17 protein-coding genes are annotated in these 20,072 nt (G+C 52.4%); 14 read left to right on the top strand and 3 right to left on the bottom strand.

Translation table 11 applies throughout. The annotated features are described in order from the left end of the window. The 14 genes from B9Z40_RS17210 to B9Z40_RS11145 form a co-directional block, all read left to right on the top strand. Window positions 1–2,497, top strand: a 2,497-nt coding sequence (locus B9Z40_RS17210) for a hypothetical protein (protein ID WP_158238087.1), incomplete at its 5' end; no start/stop codon positions are given. After that, on the top strand, window positions 2,497–4,308 hold the full coding sequence (locus B9Z40_RS11205) for a type I secretion system permease/ATPase (protein WP_100173422.1): 1,812 nt from the start codon (window positions 2,497–2,499) through the stop codon (window positions 4,306–4,308). The genes B9Z40_RS17210 and B9Z40_RS11205, both read left to right, overlap by 1 nt. Next, window positions 4,305–5,693: an HlyD family type I secretion periplasmic adaptor subunit gene (locus B9Z40_RS11200; RefSeq protein WP_100173421.1), complete on the top strand. Its 1,389-nt coding sequence runs from the start codon at window positions 4,305–4,307 to the stop codon at window positions 5,691–5,693. The genes B9Z40_RS11205 and B9Z40_RS11200 overlap by 4 nt, the downstream gene beginning before the upstream one ends. Window positions 5,694–5,710: 17 nt before the next feature. Continuing rightward, window positions 5,711–6,982, top strand: coding sequence for a TolC family protein (locus B9Z40_RS11195; protein ID WP_158238086.1), 1,272 nt, complete (start codon window positions 5,711–5,713; stop codon window positions 6,980–6,982). Between the two features lie 25 nt (window positions 6,983–7,007). Beyond that, on the top strand, window positions 7,008–9,698 hold the full coding sequence (locus B9Z40_RS11190; RefSeq protein ID WP_100173419.1) for a hypothetical protein: 2,691 nt from the start codon (window positions 7,008–7,010) through the stop codon (window positions 9,696–9,698). Window positions 9,699–9,955: 257 nt separating this feature from the next. Further along, complete coding sequence (locus B9Z40_RS11185; protein ID WP_100173418.1) at window positions 9,956–11,608, top strand: glycosyltransferase family A protein; 1,653 nt, start codon at window positions 9,956–9,958, stop codon at window positions 11,606–11,608. A 21-nt stretch (window positions 11,609–11,629) separates the two neighbouring features. Further along, a complete protein-coding gene (locus B9Z40_RS11180) occupies window positions 11,630–12,343 on the top strand; it encodes a CatB-related O-acetyltransferase (RefSeq protein ID WP_100173417.1) in 714 nt (237 codons plus the stop codon). Further along, window positions 12,340–13,203 carry a hypothetical protein gene (locus B9Z40_RS17130; protein ID WP_143473973.1) on the top strand — a complete coding sequence of 288 codons (864 nt, stop codon included), beginning with the start codon at window positions 12,340–12,342 and terminating at the stop codon, window positions 13,201–13,203. The genes B9Z40_RS11180 and B9Z40_RS17130 overlap by 4 nt, the downstream gene beginning before the upstream one ends. Before the next feature lie 4 nt (window positions 13,204–13,207). Then, a complete protein-coding gene (locus B9Z40_RS11175) occupies window positions 13,208–14,377 on the top strand; it encodes a nucleotide sugar dehydrogenase (protein WP_100173416.1) in 1,170 nt (389 codons plus the stop codon). A 152-nt stretch (window positions 14,378–14,529) separates the two neighbouring features. Then, window positions 14,530–14,760 carry an addiction module antitoxin gene (locus tag B9Z40_RS11170; RefSeq protein WP_100173415.1) on the top strand — a complete coding sequence of 77 codons (231 nt, stop codon included), beginning with the start codon at window positions 14,530–14,532 and terminating at the stop codon, window positions 14,758–14,760. Between the two features lie 424 nt (window positions 14,761–15,184). Next, complete coding sequence (locus B9Z40_RS11160; protein WP_199172548.1) at window positions 15,185–15,442, top strand: type II toxin-antitoxin system CcdA family antitoxin; 258 nt, start codon at window positions 15,185–15,187, stop codon at window positions 15,440–15,442. Next, window positions 15,430–15,720: a CcdB family protein gene (locus tag B9Z40_RS11155; protein ID WP_199172547.1), complete on the top strand. Its 291-nt coding sequence runs from the start codon at window positions 15,430–15,432 to the stop codon at window positions 15,718–15,720. Before B9Z40_RS11160 ends, B9Z40_RS11155 begins: the two co-directional genes overlap by 13 nt. Before the next feature lie 193 nt (window positions 15,721–15,913). Further along, window positions 15,914–16,525: a DUF6088 family protein gene (locus B9Z40_RS11150; RefSeq protein WP_100173414.1), complete on the top strand. Its 612-nt coding sequence runs from the start codon at window positions 15,914–15,916 to the stop codon at window positions 16,523–16,525. Beyond that, a complete protein-coding gene (locus B9Z40_RS11145; RefSeq protein ID WP_158238085.1) occupies window positions 16,522–17,550 on the top strand; it encodes a nucleotidyl transferase AbiEii/AbiGii toxin family protein in 1,029 nt (342 codons plus the stop codon). Before B9Z40_RS11150 ends, B9Z40_RS11145 begins: the two co-directional genes overlap by 4 nt. A gap of 107 nt (window positions 17,551–17,657) precedes the next feature. Here the strand turns inward: B9Z40_RS11145 and B9Z40_RS11140 are convergent, their stop codons facing one another. The 3 genes from B9Z40_RS11140 to B9Z40_RS17125 form a co-directional block, all read right to left on the bottom strand. After that, complete coding sequence (locus B9Z40_RS11140) at window positions 17,658–18,779, bottom strand: glycosyltransferase (RefSeq protein WP_100173412.1); 1,122 nt, start codon at window positions 18,777–18,779, stop codon at window positions 17,658–17,660. 362 nt (window positions 18,780–19,141) lie between these two features. Further along, window positions 19,142–19,639 carry a nucleotidyltransferase domain-containing protein gene (locus B9Z40_RS11130; RefSeq protein ID WP_143473972.1) on the bottom strand — a complete coding sequence of 166 codons (498 nt, stop codon included), beginning with the start codon at window positions 19,637–19,639 and terminating at the stop codon, window positions 19,142–19,144. A gap of 167 nt (window positions 19,640–19,806) precedes the next feature. Then, window positions 19,807–20,052, bottom strand: a complete 246-nt coding sequence (locus B9Z40_RS17125) for a hypothetical protein (RefSeq protein WP_158238084.1) — start codon at window positions 20,050–20,052, stop codon at window positions 19,807–19,809. Between the last annotated feature and the right edge of the window lie 20 nt (window positions 20,053–20,072).

The following is a 20,072-nucleotide window of genomic DNA, read 5'->3' as shown; positions in this document are numbered from 1 at the left end:
GAGCATTGGCCAGATCGACGCGCTGGGCGTGGACGTGCTGGACATTCAGAACAACGCGGTGGTGCACATCACTGAAAACAACGCGGTTGATCTGATCAACGCGGGGATTCACTTTGCAGACAACGACACGAACGTGACGCTGGACGTGCAAGCCAACGACGCTGAGGGCTCGTACCTGACGGGCAAGCAAGGCATGTTGGGCGGCTTGAGCATTGGCCAGATCGACGCGCTGGGCGTGGACGTGCTGGACATTCAGAACAACGCGGTGGTGCACATCACTGAAAACAACGCGGTTGATCTGATCAACGCGGGGATTCACTTTGCAGACAACGACACGAACGTGACGCTGGACGTGCAAGCCAACGATGCCGAGGGCTCGTACCTGACGGGCAAGCAAGGCATGTTGGGCGGCTTGAGCATTGGCCAGATCGACGCACTGGGCGTGGACGTTTTGGACATCCAGAACAACGCGGTGGTGCACCTGAGCGAAGGCAATGCGGTTGATTTATTGACAGCGAATATTCACTTTGCAGACAACGACACGAACGTCACGCTGGATCTTGAGAGTGGCAGCGATGTTGAAGGCTCGTATCTGACCAGCAAGTTAGGCGGTTCGATTACGAACGTCTTGTTGTCTGACCTGGGTAAAAACGGCTTGGGCGTGGATGTGCTGGACATTGGCGGTGCAGGAGCAGTCGGAACAGTGCGCATCGATGAGGCTGACGCTGTCGGCCTGATCAATGCGGGACTGAGCTTTGCTGGTAACGATTTGGTGACCTTGGATGCAGAGGTGGATGGCTCGTTCCTCGCGGGTCGTCTGGGTGCACAAGGCATCGGAATCGGAATTGGTGGTTTGAGTCATGTAGGCACAACCGGTGGCTTGGGCCTGGACACCCTGAATTTGTTCAAGCAGGGTGACTTGGTGGCTTCTCTGGAACTAGATGCTTCTGGTGGTGTCTCTATCGATGGGGTGGACGCTCAAGCGCTGATGAACAACGGCTTGAGCCTGGCGGGTAACGACACCGTCACACTGGATCTGGAAAGTGGCAGCGATGTTGAAGGCTCGTACCTGACCAGCAAGCTAGGCGGATCGATCACGAACGTCTTGTTGTCTGACCTGGGTAAAAACGGCTTGGGCGTGGATGTGCTGGACATTGGTGGCGCAGGAACCGTCGGAACAGTGCGTATCGATGAGGCTGACGCGGTCAGCCTCATCGATGCGGGACTGAGCTTTGCTGGTAACGATTTGGTGACCTTGGATGCCGAGGTGAATGGCTCGTTCCTGGCGGGCCGTTTGGGTGAACATGGACTTGGTCTTGGCGGTTTGGCCAAAGTTGGAGCCGTCGATGGCCTTGGCTTAGACACCCTCAATTTGTACAAGCAAGGAGAGTTTGTTGCTTCTGTGGAGCTTGATGCTTTTGGCGGTGTCGCCATCGATGGCACCGACGCTCTCGGTCTGATCAATGCGGGGCTGAGCTTTGCTGAGCATGACCAAGTGACCTTGGATGTCACCGCTTTGTCCGATGGCGATGCATTGGGTTCGTTCCTTGGCACACGCACACTCCAAGGCGGCAACCTGCATGACCTGGGTGTGGACACCGTCATCGTGCTCCAAGAGGCTTTGACCCAGGCACTGGCCGATCCTCAAGACAGTTGGGATGCCCCTTGGGAATTGGATGATTTCTCCATGCCTAAACAGGCACCTTCGATCAAGGTGGCCGTTGGTGGTGAAACGGACCAGCCAATCCAAATGGCTGGCGAGATCAAAGACGTCATTGACACCGTTGACGACTTGGTCAGAGCAGGCGTGAAATTTGCCGACGAAGCTTCATTGGGTGACTTGATTGAAGCCCTGACCGATTCGGGCATGTCCAACATAGACGAAGCGTTCGACGCCTCCATGCTCAACTCGGGTCTCCAGACCACTACTAGTCAAAAAGCCATCGAAGGCTTCGTTGCCAAGGCCGATGCCAACGTCATCATGTCCGACGAACTGGCCAAGGCATTGGCCGACGCGGGCATGTTCGAAGCCGTGCCACAGGCCAAGGTCCAGATCGATGCGGGCAGCAACGAACTTCTCAAGACGCCGTTCAAGCTCTTGGCAGAGTTTGGCGTCGACAATGTCACCACCCAGAAAAACAAGCTCTTCATAGAGTTGGGCGATGTGGCAGACCTGCAAGAAATGGCCAGCATGCTCGAGGGGCTGCTCAGTGGCACCGATGGCGACGAGTTGTTCCACCGCGAAGACGGCACCGAAGTTCCTGCTACCTTGGTGGTCAACGAATCCACCAACACAGCCTTGGCCAATGGCCTGTTGTCAAGCGACGCAGTTGCAGTATTGCAAGACCTGCAGAAACTCGGCGTGCAAGAGATTGAATTCAAGTCTGGCGTGGTCGCACAGAGCTTTGATCTTGTCAATTCAGCATCGGTGCAGATCTTGGGCGGTGACTACAACACAGTAGACTTGCAAAAACTCATTGATAAGTACCATCCCTAATGGCACGTAGCATCAACGCCAATTCAGCAGCCAAAGGCCTCATCGGTCTGGCCATGCGGCCCGATCAAGACCCGCCCCTGCGCAAGGTCTTGATGCAATGCAAACGCACCTTCATGGTCATGGTGGTGCTCACCGCCGTTGTGGAGTTGCTGAGTGTCGCCCCCATGCTCTACATGATGAGCGTTTATGACCGTGTGATCAGCAGCCGCAGTGAGATCACCTTGGTTTCGCTGACGCTGGTGATTTTGGGGTTTTATGTTTTTTGGGGGGCGCTGGAGTGGATTCGTTCCCGCCTCATGGTTCGGCTCTCCTTGCGCATCGACTGGGATCTGGCAGCAGATGTCTTTGATGCCTCGTTTCGTCGCCACGTTGGCCGCAAAAACGTCAATGTGCACCAGCTCTTGGGTGACCTGCTGAACATGCGCCAGTTCATGACCGGGGCACCGATCTTGGCCATCATTTCAGCCCCATTTGCGTTGTTTTTTATTGGTGTAGGGTGGATTTTCCATCCCTATTTGGCTTATTTCGCGCTTGCGGCAAGCGTGTTGATGCTGATTTTTACTTACCTGTCTCTCAAAATCTCCGGCCCGATCTTGAAAGACGCCCAGCAATCCAACACCGAAGCTTCTCGTCTGGCCATGGCCAGCTTGCGTCATGCCGAAGCCACCTTGGCGATGGGCATGCTTGGGGCAGTGCGCAACCGCTGGTACGAACACCACCGCCAGTTTCTCACCAAGCAGGTGTTTGCCAGTGAGGCCACGGGCCTCATGGGGGGCTTCACGGGTTTTTTGACCAAAGCCTTGCCCTCTATGCAAATTGCCTTGGGGGCCGTTCTGGCCATTGAGGGGCTCATCACCGGGGGCATGGTGATGGTGGCGTCTATGCTCATCACCAAAGCCATTGCGCCGATGAACCAGCTCATTGCCAACTGGAAACCCATTGTCGATGCCCGTCAATCTTATTCTCGGCTCAATGAACTGTTGCTCGAGGACGAGGTTTACAGCAACCAAATGGAACTGCCTCCGCCTGTAGGCAAACTGGATGTGGTGGCTTTGATGGGCGTACCACCAGGCCACGACAAGCCTGTTCTCGCTGGCATTGACTTTGCGCTGCAGCCCGGAGAGGTGTTGGCCGTGGTTGGCCCCAGTGCAGCGGGTAAAAGCTCGTTGGTCAAACTTTTGATGGGCGTCTGGAAGCCCGCCAACGGCTCTGTCAGGCTCGATGGTGTTGAATTGTCTGATTGGCGGCACGACGAAGTCGGCCCATTGGTGGGTTACGTGCCGCAAGAAATTGATTTCTTTGAAGGCTCTGTGGCCGACAACATCGCGCGATTGGGCGAGGTCGATTCGCAAAAAGTGGTTCAGGCGGCCACCCTCATTGGCATGCATGAGTCGATCTTGTCTTTCCCGAATGGCTACGACACCCCCTTGGGCGAGACCGGTTTTGCCCTGTCTGGTGGTCAACGTCAGCGCTTGGCCATTGCCCGCGCCATTTACGGGTCACCCAAGTACGTGGTCATGGACGAACCCAACTCCAGTCTTGACGAAGTGGGCGAAACGGCTTTGCTCCAAACCATTCAGGCGCTCAAGGCCAATGGATCTACTGTGGTCATCACCACCCACCGCCCTCGCTTGGTCAGTGTGGTCGACAAAATGCTCGTGCTCAAAGGCGGCAAACAAGTGGCCTTTGGTCCTGCCAAAGACATTCTGGAGGCTGTCCGCAAGTTGCAAGTGGTGTCCACGGCCACGCCCACACCGCCGCAAGTGCCTGCCACGGCCAGCCAACCGGCGTCCAAGGAAGCCACCACATGAAAGGACCTGTGGACAACGCGAGCCCAGAGGCGCCAAGCAACGCACTGGCCAAAACAGACCAGGCCTTGACCAGCTGGATCAGCGGCTGGAACCCCTACGACCCCTCCAAGCTCAAACACCGTGACCTCAAGCCCGTAGATGTCGAGGAATCGGGCATTCGCCGAAAAGCCGCCCAAGTATTTTTGATATTTTTTGTTCTCTTTTTGGTCTGGGCCTTCACCGCACCCATCGATGCAGGTGTGTCGGTTCAGGGCAATGTGGTGGTGGTCGGCAACCGCAAGTCCGTTCAACACCCCTCGGGCGGTGTGGTGGAAGAAATCCTCATCAAAGAGGGCGATGAAGTGCAGCAAGGCGACATTTTGCTGCGGGTCAACCCCCTTAAGTCCGAGGCCGAGATGACCACGGTCGAGCTCCAATACATCAACATCCTGACCTCAGAGGCACGCCTGAAGGCCGAGCGAGATGGTTTGGGCGGCATCAATTGGGGGCCAGAGCTGGCCAAACGCTTCAAACCCGACGACCCCAGGGTGAAAGAGGCCAAGTCTCTTCAGGTGCAGCTCTACAACTCCCGCCGCGCAGAGCTGACCAGCCAGATCGGCAGCCTCAACGAGCAGATTGTGGGTTTGAACGCGTCGCTCAAATCCAGGCAAATCCAGATTCGATCACTTGAAGAAGAAATGAAAAGCACCCGCGCCCTGGCCAGGGACGGGTTTGTACCGCAGTCTCAGGCCAATGCGGCCGAGCGCCAAAAAAGCGAGCTCGACAGCGGCATCTCCAACTCTCAGGCAGAAATTGCCCGGGCCCGCCTGCAAATCAGCCAAGTGCGATCGGCCTACCTCAAGGACGTGGACAACCAGCTGCAAGAGATCCAAAAAAACCGAGATGGCGTGCTGGGCAAGCTCGACGCCACCAAGTTTGACCGCGACTTGGCCGAAGTGCGGGCCCCGGTCAGCGGCAACGTGGTCAACCTCAAAGTCTTCACCACGGGCGGGGTGATCACCAGCGCACAGGTTTTGATGGAAGTGGTGCCCAAAGACGAAATGCTGGCCGTGGACGCCAAGATACCGCCCCAACTCATCGACAAAGTCACCATCGGCATGGAAGCCGACATGCGCTTCGTGGCCTTCAACCAAAGCACCACACCCGTCATCCCCGGCATGATCAAAGTGGTGGGCGCCGACAAAATTGTGGGTGCCAACCCGCAAGAGGGCGAGTACTACATGGCACAGGTGCACACCACCAAAGAAGGCGTGGCGCTGCTCGGGGCCCTCAAAGTGCAGCCAGGCATGCCGGTTGACGTGGTCATCAAGTCTGGCGAAAGATCATTCATGAGCTATTTGCTCAAGCCACTTTCTGATAAATTAGCCAAAGCGTTCAAAGAATAGTAACGTTATCAAAAATGATGAAACAAACAAATTTCTGGACCCGCTCCGCGGTTTTCAGTGCGGTAGCTATGGTGCTTGGCACTTTTGCAACCCCCACGCTGGCCCGCAATCTGGCGCAAGACTTCGAGTCGGCCCTTCAGTTTGACCCGACCTACCAAGGCGCCAAGGCCGAATTTGCGGTGGGTTTGCGCAATGTCAAGCAGGCCCAGTCGGTGTTCTTTCCTGAAGCCACCTTCAGCACCATGCGGCTGGCCACCGACAACGGCTCGCGCACCTCACTGAGCGTGACGCAGCCCATTGTGGACATCGAACGCTTGATGACCCTGTACCAAGCTGCCCCCCGCCAATTGCTGGCAGAAGTCAACCTGCTGGGCAAACGCCAAGACCTGGCCACCCGCTTGGTCAAGGCCGCCAACGTCATCACCCAGGCCATGGAAAACATCGCCCTGAACAAAGCCAAGATGGCCGCCCTGGATGAGCAGGCCGAGCGTGCCCGTCGACTCCTCAGCGGTGGTTTGGGCACCGTCACTGATCTGCGCGACATCGAAGTCAAGGCCAGCCAAGCCAAGGCCCAGCAACTGGCCCTAGACACCCAGCTGCTCAATGCCCTCAAGCAATACCAAGCCATTTCAGGCGTCATGCCAGGGGCTGCTGAGTTTGTGTTGCCTGCTGTGCACGGCAACTATCCGGTTCAGACCATGCAGGACTATGCCAACACCGCGCTGCGTTTCGGCCCCAGCGTGCTGGCCGCCCGCTACAACGTGCAGATTGCCGAGTACGAGGTCAAAAAAATCAAGGCCAGCTTCTTGCCCACCATGAGTGGCGTGTATTCGTACAGCAAGTCGGGCGGTACGACCACAGACAACAAATACGTGGGCATTGGCTTCAGCGTGCCCCTCAAGGCAGGCACTATTTATGGACTAGACGCCGCCCAAGCCAGTGTTGTCCGCGCACAAGAAAGCCAGCGCGAGACCGAAGCCAAAGTCAGCCTCGAGGTGGACCGCCTGCAGGCCCTGGTCACCTCGGGTATGCAGGCCCTGCGTATTCAAAAAGACGCCATTGCCGCAGCCGAGCTGAGCGTGGAGGCCAACACCAAGAGCTATCAGGGCGGCGTGCGCTCTGCCGTGGACGTGCTCAACGCCATCCAGACGGTGTTTCAGGTCAAGAGCGAATACGTGCAGCTGGCCACCACCCAGGCAGAAAACATCCTCAGCCTCATGTTGCAGGCAGCCACTGACCCGGCCGATGCCGTGTCACAGGCCAACCGCTACCTGTTCGACAAAAAATAAGTCCCTTTTCTTTTAGCTGTACCGCATGAACATCCTGATCGCCAGCGCAGCCCCCTACAGCGGCCTAGAACATTGTTTGCCCCTGTTGCAGCAAGCTGGCCTGGCCGCTGCACTGCCAGCTGCCAGCCCGGCAGGCAGCATTGGCCCGAACGATTGGCACACCCGCCTGCTGGCCGCCCAAGGCCTGACAGGCCACCTGCAAACCCCCAGCACCAGCCTGACGGTGGGCAAGATGTGGGAAGAACTGGCCATCAACCTGCTGCTGGCCAACATGAACCAGAGCACCTGGGGTTTGGCCGACGAGCGTGCCACCTGGGTGCTGCCCTTTTGGGCGGGGGTGGACCCGCAAACCCGCTTTGCCTTGGGCCATGTGCCACTGGGCCAGGCTGTGGCCCTGTACCGCCTGGCCCAGCCCGAAGCCACAGACGAAGGCATCCACACCCTGGCCCAAGCCTGGCTGGCCTGGAACACAGAGCTGCTGGCCTTTGCCCAAAAAATGGGCAACCGCGCTGTGCTGTTCAACCTGCACGAAGCCACCCAACACCCCCTGCGCCTGGCCCACACCTGCGCCAAAAAGCTGGGCCTGCAACAGCTGGAGTGGCAAAAGCTCGAAGGCCAAAGCCTAAGCTCAAGCACAAACGCTTGGCCCGATGCCGCAGACATAACCAACCTGCGCCTGCCCAACCTGGGCGCCGTCCGTGCCCTGCAAAAAAAGCTGGACGCAGCCACCACCGCACTCTTCAACCCCAACACCCAGGTCATGGCCACCCCGGCCGCCGACAAAACGAGCAGCGGCTGGAACCTGTTTGGCTTTTTTGGCAAGAGTAAACAGCTGGCCCAAGAGCTGCAGCAAACCCGGTTTGAGCTGCAAACCGCCCTGGCCGACTTGGCCCACGCCCAAACCCAGCACGCAGACCTGCAAACCCAGCTGGACCAAACCCAGGCCGAGCACAAACGACAGACCCTGCAGGCGGCAGAAGACCTGCAGACCGAAAAAACCAAAGCCCAAGCAGCCCTGAAAGACCAGCAACAAGAAGGCGAGCTGCTGCTGCAACAACTGCACCAGGTGCAAGAAGAGCTGGAGCAGATCTTTTTGAACCGCGAAGAGATCAAAAAACAGCTTCAAACTGCCGAAAAAGCCAAAACCGATGCCGAGGCCAAAGTGGCCGAGCTGGACAAAAAGCTGAAAGACCTTGAGAAAAAAGCCAAAGACCTGGACGCCGCCAAAGCCAAGGCCGATGCCGCCAACGCTGAACTGAGCAAAGCCAAAGCCGAATTAGACAAAAAAGCCGCCGACGCCCAAACCAAGGCCAGCGCCGCCGAGAAGAAAGCAGCTGAGCTGGACAAAGCCAAAGCGGATGCAGACAAAAAAGCTGCAGACGCCCAAGCCAAAGCGACTGCAGCCGAAAAGAAAGCGGCTGACTTGGATGCCGCCAAAGCCAAGGCCGATGCTACCAACGCAGAGCTGAGCAAAGCCAAAGCCGAAGCAGACAAAAAAGCCGCCGACGCCCAAACCAAAGCCAGTGCCGCTGAGAAGAAAGCCGCCGACCTGGCCGCCCAGCTGCAAAGCACACAAGCCACCTTGCCCGAGCAAACCAAAGCCCTGCAAGAAGCCCAGCAAGAAAATGACTTGCTGCTCAAACAACTGCACCAGGTGCAAGAAGAGCTGGAAAGCTACTTCCTCAAGAACAAAGAAACCGATCACAAACGCAGCCAATTGCAAGAGCGCCTGGACCGCGTGCTCACACGCCTGACCACCTGGGCAGACGCCGAGCAAATAGCGGCCACAGAAATCGTCAACGAAAAAGACCACCGCTGCCTGCGGCTGGACGTGCAAAACCTCTGGGTGGGGCAAGATGCGCCTGTGCCCAAGCTGAGCCTTTTGCTGGGCAGCCGAGACGGCGTGCCCTATATGGAGTTCCGCCCCGCTGACAAAGACGGCAAAGGCGGCGTGGCCCGCAGCCTGTTGCCTTGGCCCGAAGAATTCAAAGATGAGCAGGGCGATCGCTTGTTGATCGCCCCGGGTGCCCCCGGTGCCTATGGGAAGGCGCAGGCCCAAGTCGTGTCTGGTCTATCGGCCAGCCAGTGGCGCATGGTCAAAGGCTTGTTGGTCCTAATGGGCAGCCAAGTCAACCGCCTGAACTTGCGCGAGCAGGCCGACCGCCTGCACTGGGTCAACATCACCCGCGATTTGACGCAGCAGCTGGACGCCGTTTCTTCAGGCGTGCACTTTGAGAGCGCCGAAGTCATGGCCGTCACCCAGCCAGAAGCTGGCACCGAAGTCATGCGCGTGGCCATTCGCGACTTGAGCAGCCGTAACACCCGCGTGCCCATGTGCGTGTTTGAGCTGGGCATCAAATACAAAACGCTCAAGTCTGGCCCCTCGCCGCAAATGTTCTTCATGGACTTCCGACCTTGGAAAGGTGCGGTGCTGCCTTTTGTGAACTTCAAGCCGAACAGCAAGGATGAGCAAGGTGAATTTTTGCGTATCAGCATACACCGTGCAGGCCGAAATAAAAACAAAACAAATGAATATGAATTGGATGGCCAAGACAGTCACGTGATTGCTCATATTGGTGCTTCGCTTAGTAAACTAGTTGTAGACAAAATTTTCAAGCGTTTTGTAACCACCTTAGGGTATGACTTATGGGTGTCCGAAATAGAACAGGTTAGCGCGGCGCTCCAGAAAGGTTTAAAGCAAGATACTACGGTCTAATTTGTTACGTAAATAAGTGACGATTTGCTGATTAAGAGGTGATGTTCATTAGTGTGCACGTTTATATTGAGAGTAATTGATAATATCTAAAAAGGCCTACGCATCGTGATGAAAATATGAAAATTAAATTGAGGTTTAATTTTATATTAAATATAATAAAAAATTTCGATTTAATTACTTGTAAAATAGTTAATATTAGAATATGTAAGTATAGTATTTAAATTGATAAAATATAAACTTTTTAATATTTAAAAAACATGGAAAAACTAATAAATTTATTTAAACGTAGAGATATGGTGGGCAACCTTGGGGCTATTGATTATTTGATAAAAAGAGAAATAAGTAAATCAAATCTATCTTTGGTGGGGGATTCGGTTGGGTCTGGAGCAATTAATTTTAATCACAAGAAAAAACCAAAAGTCAGCGTTATTATGACGGCATTTAATTCTTCTGGAACAATTTCAAAGAGCATTGATTCCGTTATTTCGCAGAGTTTAAGTGATATTGAATTGATAGTTGTTGATGATTTTAGCTCTGACAATACGGTTGAGATAGTAAATTCTTATGCGGCACGTGACTCTAGAGTAACGTGTCTTAGATTGTATGAAAATAGGGGAACTTATTGGGCTAAAAATTTAGGTATATTACATTCTAAAGGCGAAGTAATTGCTCTTCATGACTCTGACGATATATCAGAAAAAGATAGGCTGAGTTTGCAATATGATTTATTAATAAATAGTAATTTAAATTTTTGTTATACAAATTGGATACGGGTTGATAAAGAGGGGAGTCCTGTTCTTAATAGAGGGTTACGCGAAAGATTGGGTTATCCAACATTGGCTTTTAAAAAAGAAATACTCGATGATTTTGGTTTTTTTGATACTACTCGAATAGCGGCTGACGATGAATTTCATTCAAGAATAAAGATGAGGTATGGAGCAAAATCGTTTATTCATTTGAATAAGGTTTGCTATGTGGCTCCTTTAGCCGAAAACTCTTTAACGGGAAAAAATCCTGTTCATATGGATCTCAAAAATATTGCTGATCCATTAAGTTTTCTTTCAGATGATCGAAAAATTTATGTTGAGCGATACAAGCGCTGGCATGAAAATTCTGGAAATTTAGCCAAACTATCATTTCCAGCAAGATTTAGAGAATTTCCTATTTCAGGGGGTATGAGGTCTTCATTAATTAATCAGGGTGATTTGATAATTGGTTCAATAGCAACTTATCCTCCACGAAAAAATACGTTTGAAAAAGTTGTCAAACAGATTATTGATCAAGTGGATATTCTTAGAGTGCATCTAAATGGATATGAAGATGTGCCAGATTATTTGAATAGCCCCAAAATAATTGTTACACAATCAAAAAAATATGGTGATCTGCGTGATAATGGTAAGTTTTTATTTGCCGAGAACTTGCCGAGTTGCTTTCACATCACTTTTGATGATGATCTTAATTATCCCAAATATTATGTTTCTTACCTTGTTGCAAAATGTATGCAGTACGGCTGTCGCGCTATAGTCGGCTTGCATGGTACCTTAATAAATAAATCTTTCGCACGTTACCATGATAAAAAATCTCGTTCAACTAAAACATATCGGTTAGCCGTTGAGAGTGATTTTTTAGTTAATATTTTAGGAACTGGTACAACTTGTTATCACTCAAATACCATTAAATTCGGCCTGGATAATATAGGAAATACGGGTATGGTTGATTTGTGGTTTGCAAGATATGCTAAGCAAAAATCTATACCAATGATTTGCATAAGCCGGGGGGAGGGGTGGCTTTCGGATTTGAACAATGTCGAAGGCATGTCGTTGTACAATGAATATTTAAATTCAGATGATAAGCAAACTCAGCTTGTTTTTGAGGCTAATCTTAACTCTCCTCCAATTGGTTTTAATTGATTATTCATTTATTTGGTATATATGCTGTTAGTCGATAAATTAAATTATTTTACTAATGATGATGTTGTTAATATCCCTACAGATTTTTCTGATGAACCCCTTTCGGCTAATCTGAAAGGTAATTTGGATGGCTTTTCTTTTGAGGTTGGTGCTTCAGTACAAAGTCAAATCCTAGGAAAAGGTGTTGTCTTTGTTGGGGCATATAGTTATATAAATTCTTCTGGATATGTCCGCGCTGATGAAGGTGGTGTATTTATATCTCGTTATTGTTCAATAGGACGACGAGTTAGTATAGCTGCAGGTCGGCATTTGGTTTCAGCTTTATCAACATCACCGATTTTAAGAGGTGTATCTTCTAGAGGATATACCGATTCTGAAAGTGAATTTGTTAAAATTGATCCACCCAAAAGAAAAACTATAATCGGGAATGATGTTTGGATTGGTGATGGAGTTGTATTAATGGGCGGTGTGCGTATAGGACATGGCGCAATAGTTGCCGCTAATGCTGTGGTAACTTCAGATGTAGAGGATTACTCTATTTATGCGGGTGTGCCTGCGCGCAAAATTGGAATGCGCTTTGCACCCGAAATTATTTCATTTTTGTTAACAACGAATTGGTGGGAGTGTGAGCTTTCTTATTTAAATTCATTGCCTCTTAAAAATATATTTGATTTTATAAATGGGTATAAATACAATCCAATTCATTTAAAGACCTTTAAAATTAAAAAGCAATGATAAATACAAATACAAAAACAATTAGGAATAATATTTTTTTAAATGAAAATTACTCTTTAATTCATTCTGGGACTAATCCGCGGTCGAATGTTTTAGTTATTACTTTTCAGGGGGCTCATCCTTCGACTAATCCAATTAATGAGGATTATGCTGAGGGTTTGGGTTGGGGGGAGTTATTTTTATTGAAAATGGGTTTTGATGTTCTATCCGTAAATCATAGAATTTACAAATTTTATCAAGATTTTTCTTTGGAGGATTTTTTTTCTGCGGCTGAATCTGTTATTTTAAATTACAAAAAGGTTTATTCTTATGGGGCTTCCGGGGGGGGCTATGCTGCATTGTACTATTCAATACCATTTGGAATAATTCCAATAGTTTTTTCGCCTAGAATTGGCATAGATCCTGTTTGTGATATTAGTTATGGTTACAAGGTGCCTGATTTTTCACATGAATATTTATCCAATTTAAGATCATCTTCTTTATGTTATGTATTTTATGATCCTCAATTGGTTTCGGATCATAGTTATGTTAATGAGCGTATAGCTCCTTGTTACGAAAAATCTATTATTAAAGCAATAAAATTCTCTGGTCATGGTGCTCCATTTTATGCTGAGATTAACTTAGTCCGATTTATTTTTGAAAATGTAGTAGCTGGGGTTGATCCTAAAATTAATCGTTCCTATATTAAAAAATCGTATGACAGAATTTATAGAATGGCCAAATTTTTGATTAAAAAGAATAAAACCTCTTCTGCCATAAAGGTTATTAATTATGCTTTATCAATTAATAATTCCACAAGAAGTAATTATAATAAAGAAGATATGAAAAAACTTCTTTCTGATATTGGCGTCGATTGTTGAAATTATGAAACTTTCTATTGTTGGTACTGGTTATGTTGGTTTGTCCATGGCCGCTTTGCTCTCGCAACACCACGAGGTGGTAGCCCTGGACATTGTGCCCGCCAAGGTGGACATGATCAATCGGCGCGAGTCGCCGATTGAAGACGCGCAGATCGATGCCTTCTTTTCGGGCAAGCGCCTGAACCTGCGGGCTACGCTCGACAAAGCGGAGGCATACGCAGGGGCAGAGTTTGTGGTGATTGCCACGCCCACCGATTACGACGCACAGACCAATTACTTCAACACCCGCTCGGTGGAGTCCGTCATTCAAGACGTGATGGCCATCAACCCGCAGGCGGTGATGGTCATCAAGAGCACGGTGCCCGTGGGCTTTACCGCGCAGATGCGGCAAAAGTACGTCACCAACAACCTGATGTTCAGCCCCGAGTTTTTGCGCGAGGGCCAGGCCCTGCACGACAACCTGCACCCCAGCCGCATTGTGGTGGGCGAGCGCTCTGAGCGCGGGCAGCGTTTTGCCGATTTGCTGCTGCAGGGGGCCATCAAAAAAGACGTGCCCGTGCTGCTGACCGACAGCACCGAGGCCGAGGGCATCAAGCTCTTTGCCAACACCTACCTGGCCATGCGCGTGGCTTTCTTCAACGAGCTGGACACCTACGCCGCCACCCATGGCCTGGACACCCGCCAGATCATAGACGGCGTGAGCCTGGACCCGCGCATTGGCAGCCACTACAACAACCCCAGCTTTGGTTATGGCGGCTACTGCCTGCCCAAAGACACCAAACAGCTGCTGGCCAACTACAGCACGGTGCCGCAAAACCTGATCCAGGCCATCGTCGAGGCCAACAGCACGCGCAAGGACTTTGTGGCGTTTGACATCCTCAAGCGCAACCCCAAGGTGGTGGGCATTTACCGCTTGGTCATGAAGGCAGGCAGCGACAACTTCCGCGCCAGCAGCGTGCAGGGCATCATGAAGCGCCTGAAAGCCAAAGGGGTGGAGGTGATCGTGTACGAGCCCGTGCTGCAAGAACCCGATTTCTTCCGCTCCCGCGTCGTCAACGACCTGGCCGCCTTCAAAGCCCAAGCCGACGTGATCGTCGCCAACCGGTCCACCGCCGACTTGGCCGATGTGCTGGAGAAGGTGTACACGCGGGATTTGTTTGGGGGGGATGCTTGAGCGGCATTGGCGATGCAGCAGGCCAATGTAATCTAGCTACCCCGAGTGACTTTTGAAGGCTTCGAGCTAAGCAGGCGCGAGGCCTTTTTGTTGTTGTGGGCATGACAGTGCCATACTATGCACTGTACGTATAACGCTTTAAAGGGTCTTTTATGCACAAGCGAATGACCATTACTTTGGATGAAGTGGTTTATGACGGGCTATACCGAACCATCGGTAAGCGTCGAATGAGCCAGTTCATTGAGGATTTGCTCCGCCCACATGTTTTGGATACACGTTTGGATGATGGCTACCGTGCCATGGCCGCCGACACAGCCAGAGAAGCAGATGCACATGAATGGTGCAATGCTTTGGCAAAGGATATGCAGAGTGAAACGCGGTGAGGTTTGGTGGGTTGAGTTTGATCCTGCTATAGGCACAGAGATCCGCAAAACTCGAAACTTGGCGTTGTGAGTAAGTCGGATATGCAAGCGATTGAAGACGCCATTCGAATTCATTTGGGTTTGGCTTTGGTGTGAGCAGGCGACATAAAGCCCCTACTGGTGAAGCCTTGGAAGTGTTCCGTTTCCCATAACAAGTCCGAGACTTTTAGATTCAATCTAACTTCTTTCTCAAGGCTTCGAGCAGTGCTTGCTCGAAGCCTTTTTTGTTTTGGGGGTCGAGCACCACTGTGGGCAAGGCCAGGCGTGCGTAGCCTGCAAAACTCAGATCAGCGCTGGGCGCTGGCTTTAAATGAATTTTGCACGGGGTCGCTTTACAGTTGTTAAAATTTCGGTATATTCATGCGGTACTAATATAGAGTATTTGATGCTGGCAGCAACAACAAAACGTAAAACATCTCTGACGCTGGATACAGAGGTGCTGGATGGCGCAAAAGCACTGGGCATCAATGTGTCGGCTGTGGCCGAGGCGGCGCTCAAAAATGCTGTAGCCAGTGCACGGCATGCGCAGTGGCTCCAGCAAAACGCCGAGGCCTTTGCGGCACAAGCGGCCTGGCACGAGCGTCATGGGCACCCGCTGGCCGACATCTTGACCTCACCCGGGAGTGCCTCTTGGAGCGCCTGATTCGCTATGACGTGGCCGAATACAACGGGGTGAAGATGGTGGTGGTCGAAAGCGACCTGCTGCCACCTGACCCGGCGGTGGTCGTCATTCCATTGCTGGCCGGCTATCCGGTGGTCAAAAATCTGAACCCAGAACTGTCGCTGGATGGTCAGCATTGGGTGCTTGCCACCCGCCTGATTGCCGCGGTTCGGCGTACAAGTTTGCGCCGCGTGGGCAGCGTGGCAGACCAGGCAGACCCCATCAATCGTGCGGTCGACGTGCTGATGGCTGGCGTGTAGTTGATGGCGATAAAAATTGATGTGGTGGGACCTAGGGCTATGGTGACCTTTATGTGCCCTTCAAGGCTTCGAGCAGTGCTGGCTCGAAGCCTTTTTTGTTTTGGGGGTCGAGCACCACTGGCGCTGAGTTGCCTAAACACAGGCAATCTGGTACATTATTTGAAACAAATTAAATGCATTATTTGTTTCAAAAATGACCAAGCATACCGCCTCTATCGACAGCCATGTATGGCAGCGTATTACCTTGCAGGGCAATGGATGGGTGTTCACGCCCAGTGACTTTGCAGACTTGGGCAGCCGCACGGCGGTGGCGTTGGCACTCATGCGTTATGTAGCTGCAGGACAAATCCGGCAGTTGTCACGCGGTTTGTACGACTGGCCCCGACAGCACCCGTTGCTGGGGTTGTTGTGGCCTGAGATACCACGGGTAGCCCAAGCGTTGGAGCGCAAGGACGGTTTGCGTTTGCAACCGGCGGGAGCATATGCGGCAAACATGCTGGGCCTGTCTGAACAAGTTCCTGCCCAAGTGGTGTATTTGACGGACGGGCCGTCGCGCGAGGTCGCTGTGGGGCCAACTCACATATCGCTCAAGCGCACCACACCCAAAAACATGGCTTGTGCGGGGAGGTTGAGCGGTTTGCTCATTCAAGCGTTGCGGTTTTTGGGTAAGGACCATGTGACCCCTGAGCGCATCGCCCGTTTGCGCAGCGATCTGCCTGCCGAGGAGCGGGTCAAATTGACAAAGGACTTGGCTTATGCCCCGGCATGGATGCGGCCTTGGCTGCTGGAGGTGGCGAGACCATGAATGCAAAGTTTGTAGCACTGTCTGCCCAAGACAGGCGATTGGCATTTGAAAATGCGGCCGCAGGACTGCGACTTTCGCCTGTGGTGCTGGAAAAAGATTTCTGGGTGTCTTGGTTGCTGGGGCTGCTGTTCAAAGAACCGGCTTGGGCGGGGCAACTGGTGTTCAAAGGTGGCACGTCACTGTCCAAGGTGTTTGGGGTGATTGACCGGTTCTCTGAAGACATTGACTTGAGTCTGCAACCTGCTTTTGTGGGCGCAGATGTGGCGGGCTTCGAGGCATTGGAGAGCCGCATCAAACGCGACATGGCGATGGTTGAGATGCAGCGCTTGTGCGCTGAAAAAGTCTATGGTTTGTTATTGCCAACACTGGAAGCCGCGGTCACGCAGGCCTTGGGACCAGCAATGAATGGTTCGTGGCTTCGGTTTGTGATGGACGCGGACACCAAGTCGCCAGTCGTGTTTTTTGCTTACCCTGGCACACAATTATTGGGGTTTGATTACGTACGCCAAGAGGTCAAACTGGAATTTGGTAGCTTGACCGATCAGCAGCCAACAGAAACACACCAGGTTTTACCATTGCTGGCCCAGAGCTACGAGGATCTGTTTGCTGATTGGCAATGCCAGGTGCTTGTTTTGGCGCTGGAGCGTACGTTTTGGGAAAAAGCCACGATATTGCACGCCGAATTTCATCGGCCTGCAGAGTCGGTGATGCCGGATCGGTACGCGAGGCACTACTTTGACATGGTGCGTCTGTTGGGGCACCCGCAGGCTGGCGAGATGTTGGCCAATGACGCCTTGCGTGAGCGGGTGGTGAACTGGAAAAGCAAAGTGTTTGCCCGTAGCTGGGCGCGTTACGATTTGGCGCAGCGGGGGACATTCAGGCTGGTACCGCCAGAACATCGGCAAGCTGCGCTGGCACAGGACTACTCGCGGATGCTTCCAATGTTCATGACAAATCCGCCATCGTTTTCTGAGCTCATGGATCGCCTAGTCCATGCTGAACAAGCATTGAATAGGCAAGTATGAACCTTCTGAATGTCATCAAAACAACATGATCAAATCGTTATGACCGGATCGCGTGGTGGGTTCGGTCATTTTGCGTCGCAAGCAGCGATGTGCCTAGAGCTGCAGCTTTACGTTGAGATTGATTTGCCCTTCAAGGCTTCGAGCAGTGCTGGCTCGAAGCCTTTTTTGTTTTGCGGGTCGAGCACCACTGTGGGCAAGGCCAGGCGGGCGTAGTCGTCGATCTTGATGGGGCTCATGCTCTTGACCAAGGCATCGGCCACAAACGGCACGATGGCCACATCAAACTGGGCCATGACGCCTTGGGCTTGTGTATAGCCCAGGGTGCCTAAAAAGCGGGCGTTGGGCAGGCCTTTGGCCGCCGCATAAAACCGAGAGCGATGGGTTTGGCCTACAAACCAAAAGTCCCATTGGGGGTGGCGCTGCATGACGTGCAACAGGGTGTCAATGTCAATACGGCCACGCAAGTTGCCCACATAACCCACCACGGGGCGGGTGCTGGGTGGCCAAGCAACCGTTGGGGTGTCGAGGGGCAGCATGGGCAGCATGGGCAGCAGGGCGTTGGGCAGGTGCTCAAGGGGGCGCCCAAATTCAGCCCCCAAGGTCTCGACCAAGCCGGGCGAGTTGCTCATGACGCGGTGACCCAGCTCGATGAATTGTTGGTATTGCTCGGTGATGACGGTGCGTTGCCCTTCGTTGCCGGGAAACAGGCGTTGGTCGTCAACCAAGTCCACCACGATGCGGCTGGGCGTTAATGCCTGGATCAAAGCGGTGTTGGCGTAGCAGGCGGGCCACAGCAGCACCAGCGGTTGCTCAAGCTCGGCTTGCTGGCACTGGCTTTGCACCCAGCGCAAATAGGCTGTGCCCGCGGCGGGCTGGCCTTCGGCCGCCAAGTAGGTGCAGTAGCGGACTTTGGCATCGTCGCATTGACCCAGCAGTTTGCGCGTGAGCTGTTGCAGCAGGAGTTGGTATTCGCTGGCACTGGGCGTGTCCAGCGTGGTGGCCAGCCGCAGCAATTCTTGCAGCTGGGCTGGCGTGGTGGGTGGCTCAAACACCAGCACCGACTCCACCCCCGGGTGCTGGCGCCAGTATTCAATCCAGCGGTCGGGCCTGCGTCCATAGAGTCCCAGATCGTTTTGTTTCCAAAAACACACCACATGCCGTGCCCAGGGCAGGGCAGGGGTGCTGGGCGCAGCAGATGCTTGGGTAGAGGGTTTGCGACGTGTGGCCATTGACCAATTAAACAACAAAGAAGGGGCGTCGAATCAGAGCGGGCCGCCTTCATGGCGAAGCACGCCTTGGCCGATGTGGCAGACAAGGTGTACACGCGGGATTTGTTTGGGGGGGGCCTGAACGGCGCCTAACCATCTTCAAAGAACCAACTTCTCAACATCGTCAATCAAGTCACGCACCAGACCCACAAGCTCAAGCACCATGCTTTCTTCAATGTCCAAAAAGCCCTCGTACTCTGCCAAGTTACGCTTTTGATGGGCTGCATCCAATACACGCCAGCGGGGTGCCGCCCAGCCCAAGGTATGCGGCAAACACTGAAACACGATTGAGTTGCCCGATGCGGGCTAAATTCGCCAATGCTTCAGTGGCCATCTTGATCGCCTTCAAGCAAATTGATGGTCGGCTGCGCCAACACCTTGTTAACAAATGAATCCGGGTCGACCCGACGCATCTCAAACTCATGCATCGTGTAGCAAGTCGGGTTCACTTTGCGCCCCAACGCCTCCTCGGCCGTTTGCAGATGCTGCAGCACCTCGGCCAAAGTCAGATCTACTCCTACCAGCATCAGGTCGACATCACTCGCAAAAGTGTCTTCCTGCTTGGCAACTGAACCATAAATGAATGCACGAGCCAGCTTAGGCCGCAAAGGCATCAGTGCCTGCATCAGCGCAGCTTCCACACCGCAAGTCTTGCGTGTCAGTGAAATCAATTCGTGAAACAAGGGGCTGTTGGGATTGGCCTGAAACACCCGCAGGTTACCCATGCGTGAACTCAGTACTACACCGCCAACTGTGAGCCGCTTGAGCTCCTGCTGCAACGAAGCACTGCTCAAACCCGACAGGCGCAATAGCTCATTCAAGAAAAAAGACCGCCCAGGTTGGCCAAACAGCCAGCGAAACAAGCGGGCTTGACGGTCAGTAAAAATGGCATTGGCAAGTGACATGTCATTAATTTAGCACAATCATGCCAATATAAAGCACGATCATGCTAATAAGAGGCTGATGCTGGGGAATTTGCCACCGATGATCAAGTCAAGGCGGTGTTTTCAAAATACGGTGCTTGATCCATGCCGATTAAGTGGACCAAGACAGCGCTTCGTTCTGAGGATGAAATTGCGGGTGACACCGCCAAAGACGATCCTGAGCGGATCAGCAGTTTTGTGTTTGACTTGCGGGATGCTGTGCCAAGCTTCAGCTTCATCTTTAACTCTAAAAAATTGCTTCTTGCGATTTCTGCATCGCCCTGCAAATGACTTTTAGAATAGGTCTGCATCAAAACACAGGTTGACTCCA

The sequence above is a fragment of the Limnohabitans sp. 15K genome, assembly GCF_002778285.1.
In the GTDB taxonomy this organism is placed as follows: Bacteria; Pseudomonadota; Gammaproteobacteria; order Burkholderiales; family Burkholderiaceae_C; genus Limnohabitans_A.
This window is presented reverse-complemented; position numbering and strand designations above follow the sequence as displayed.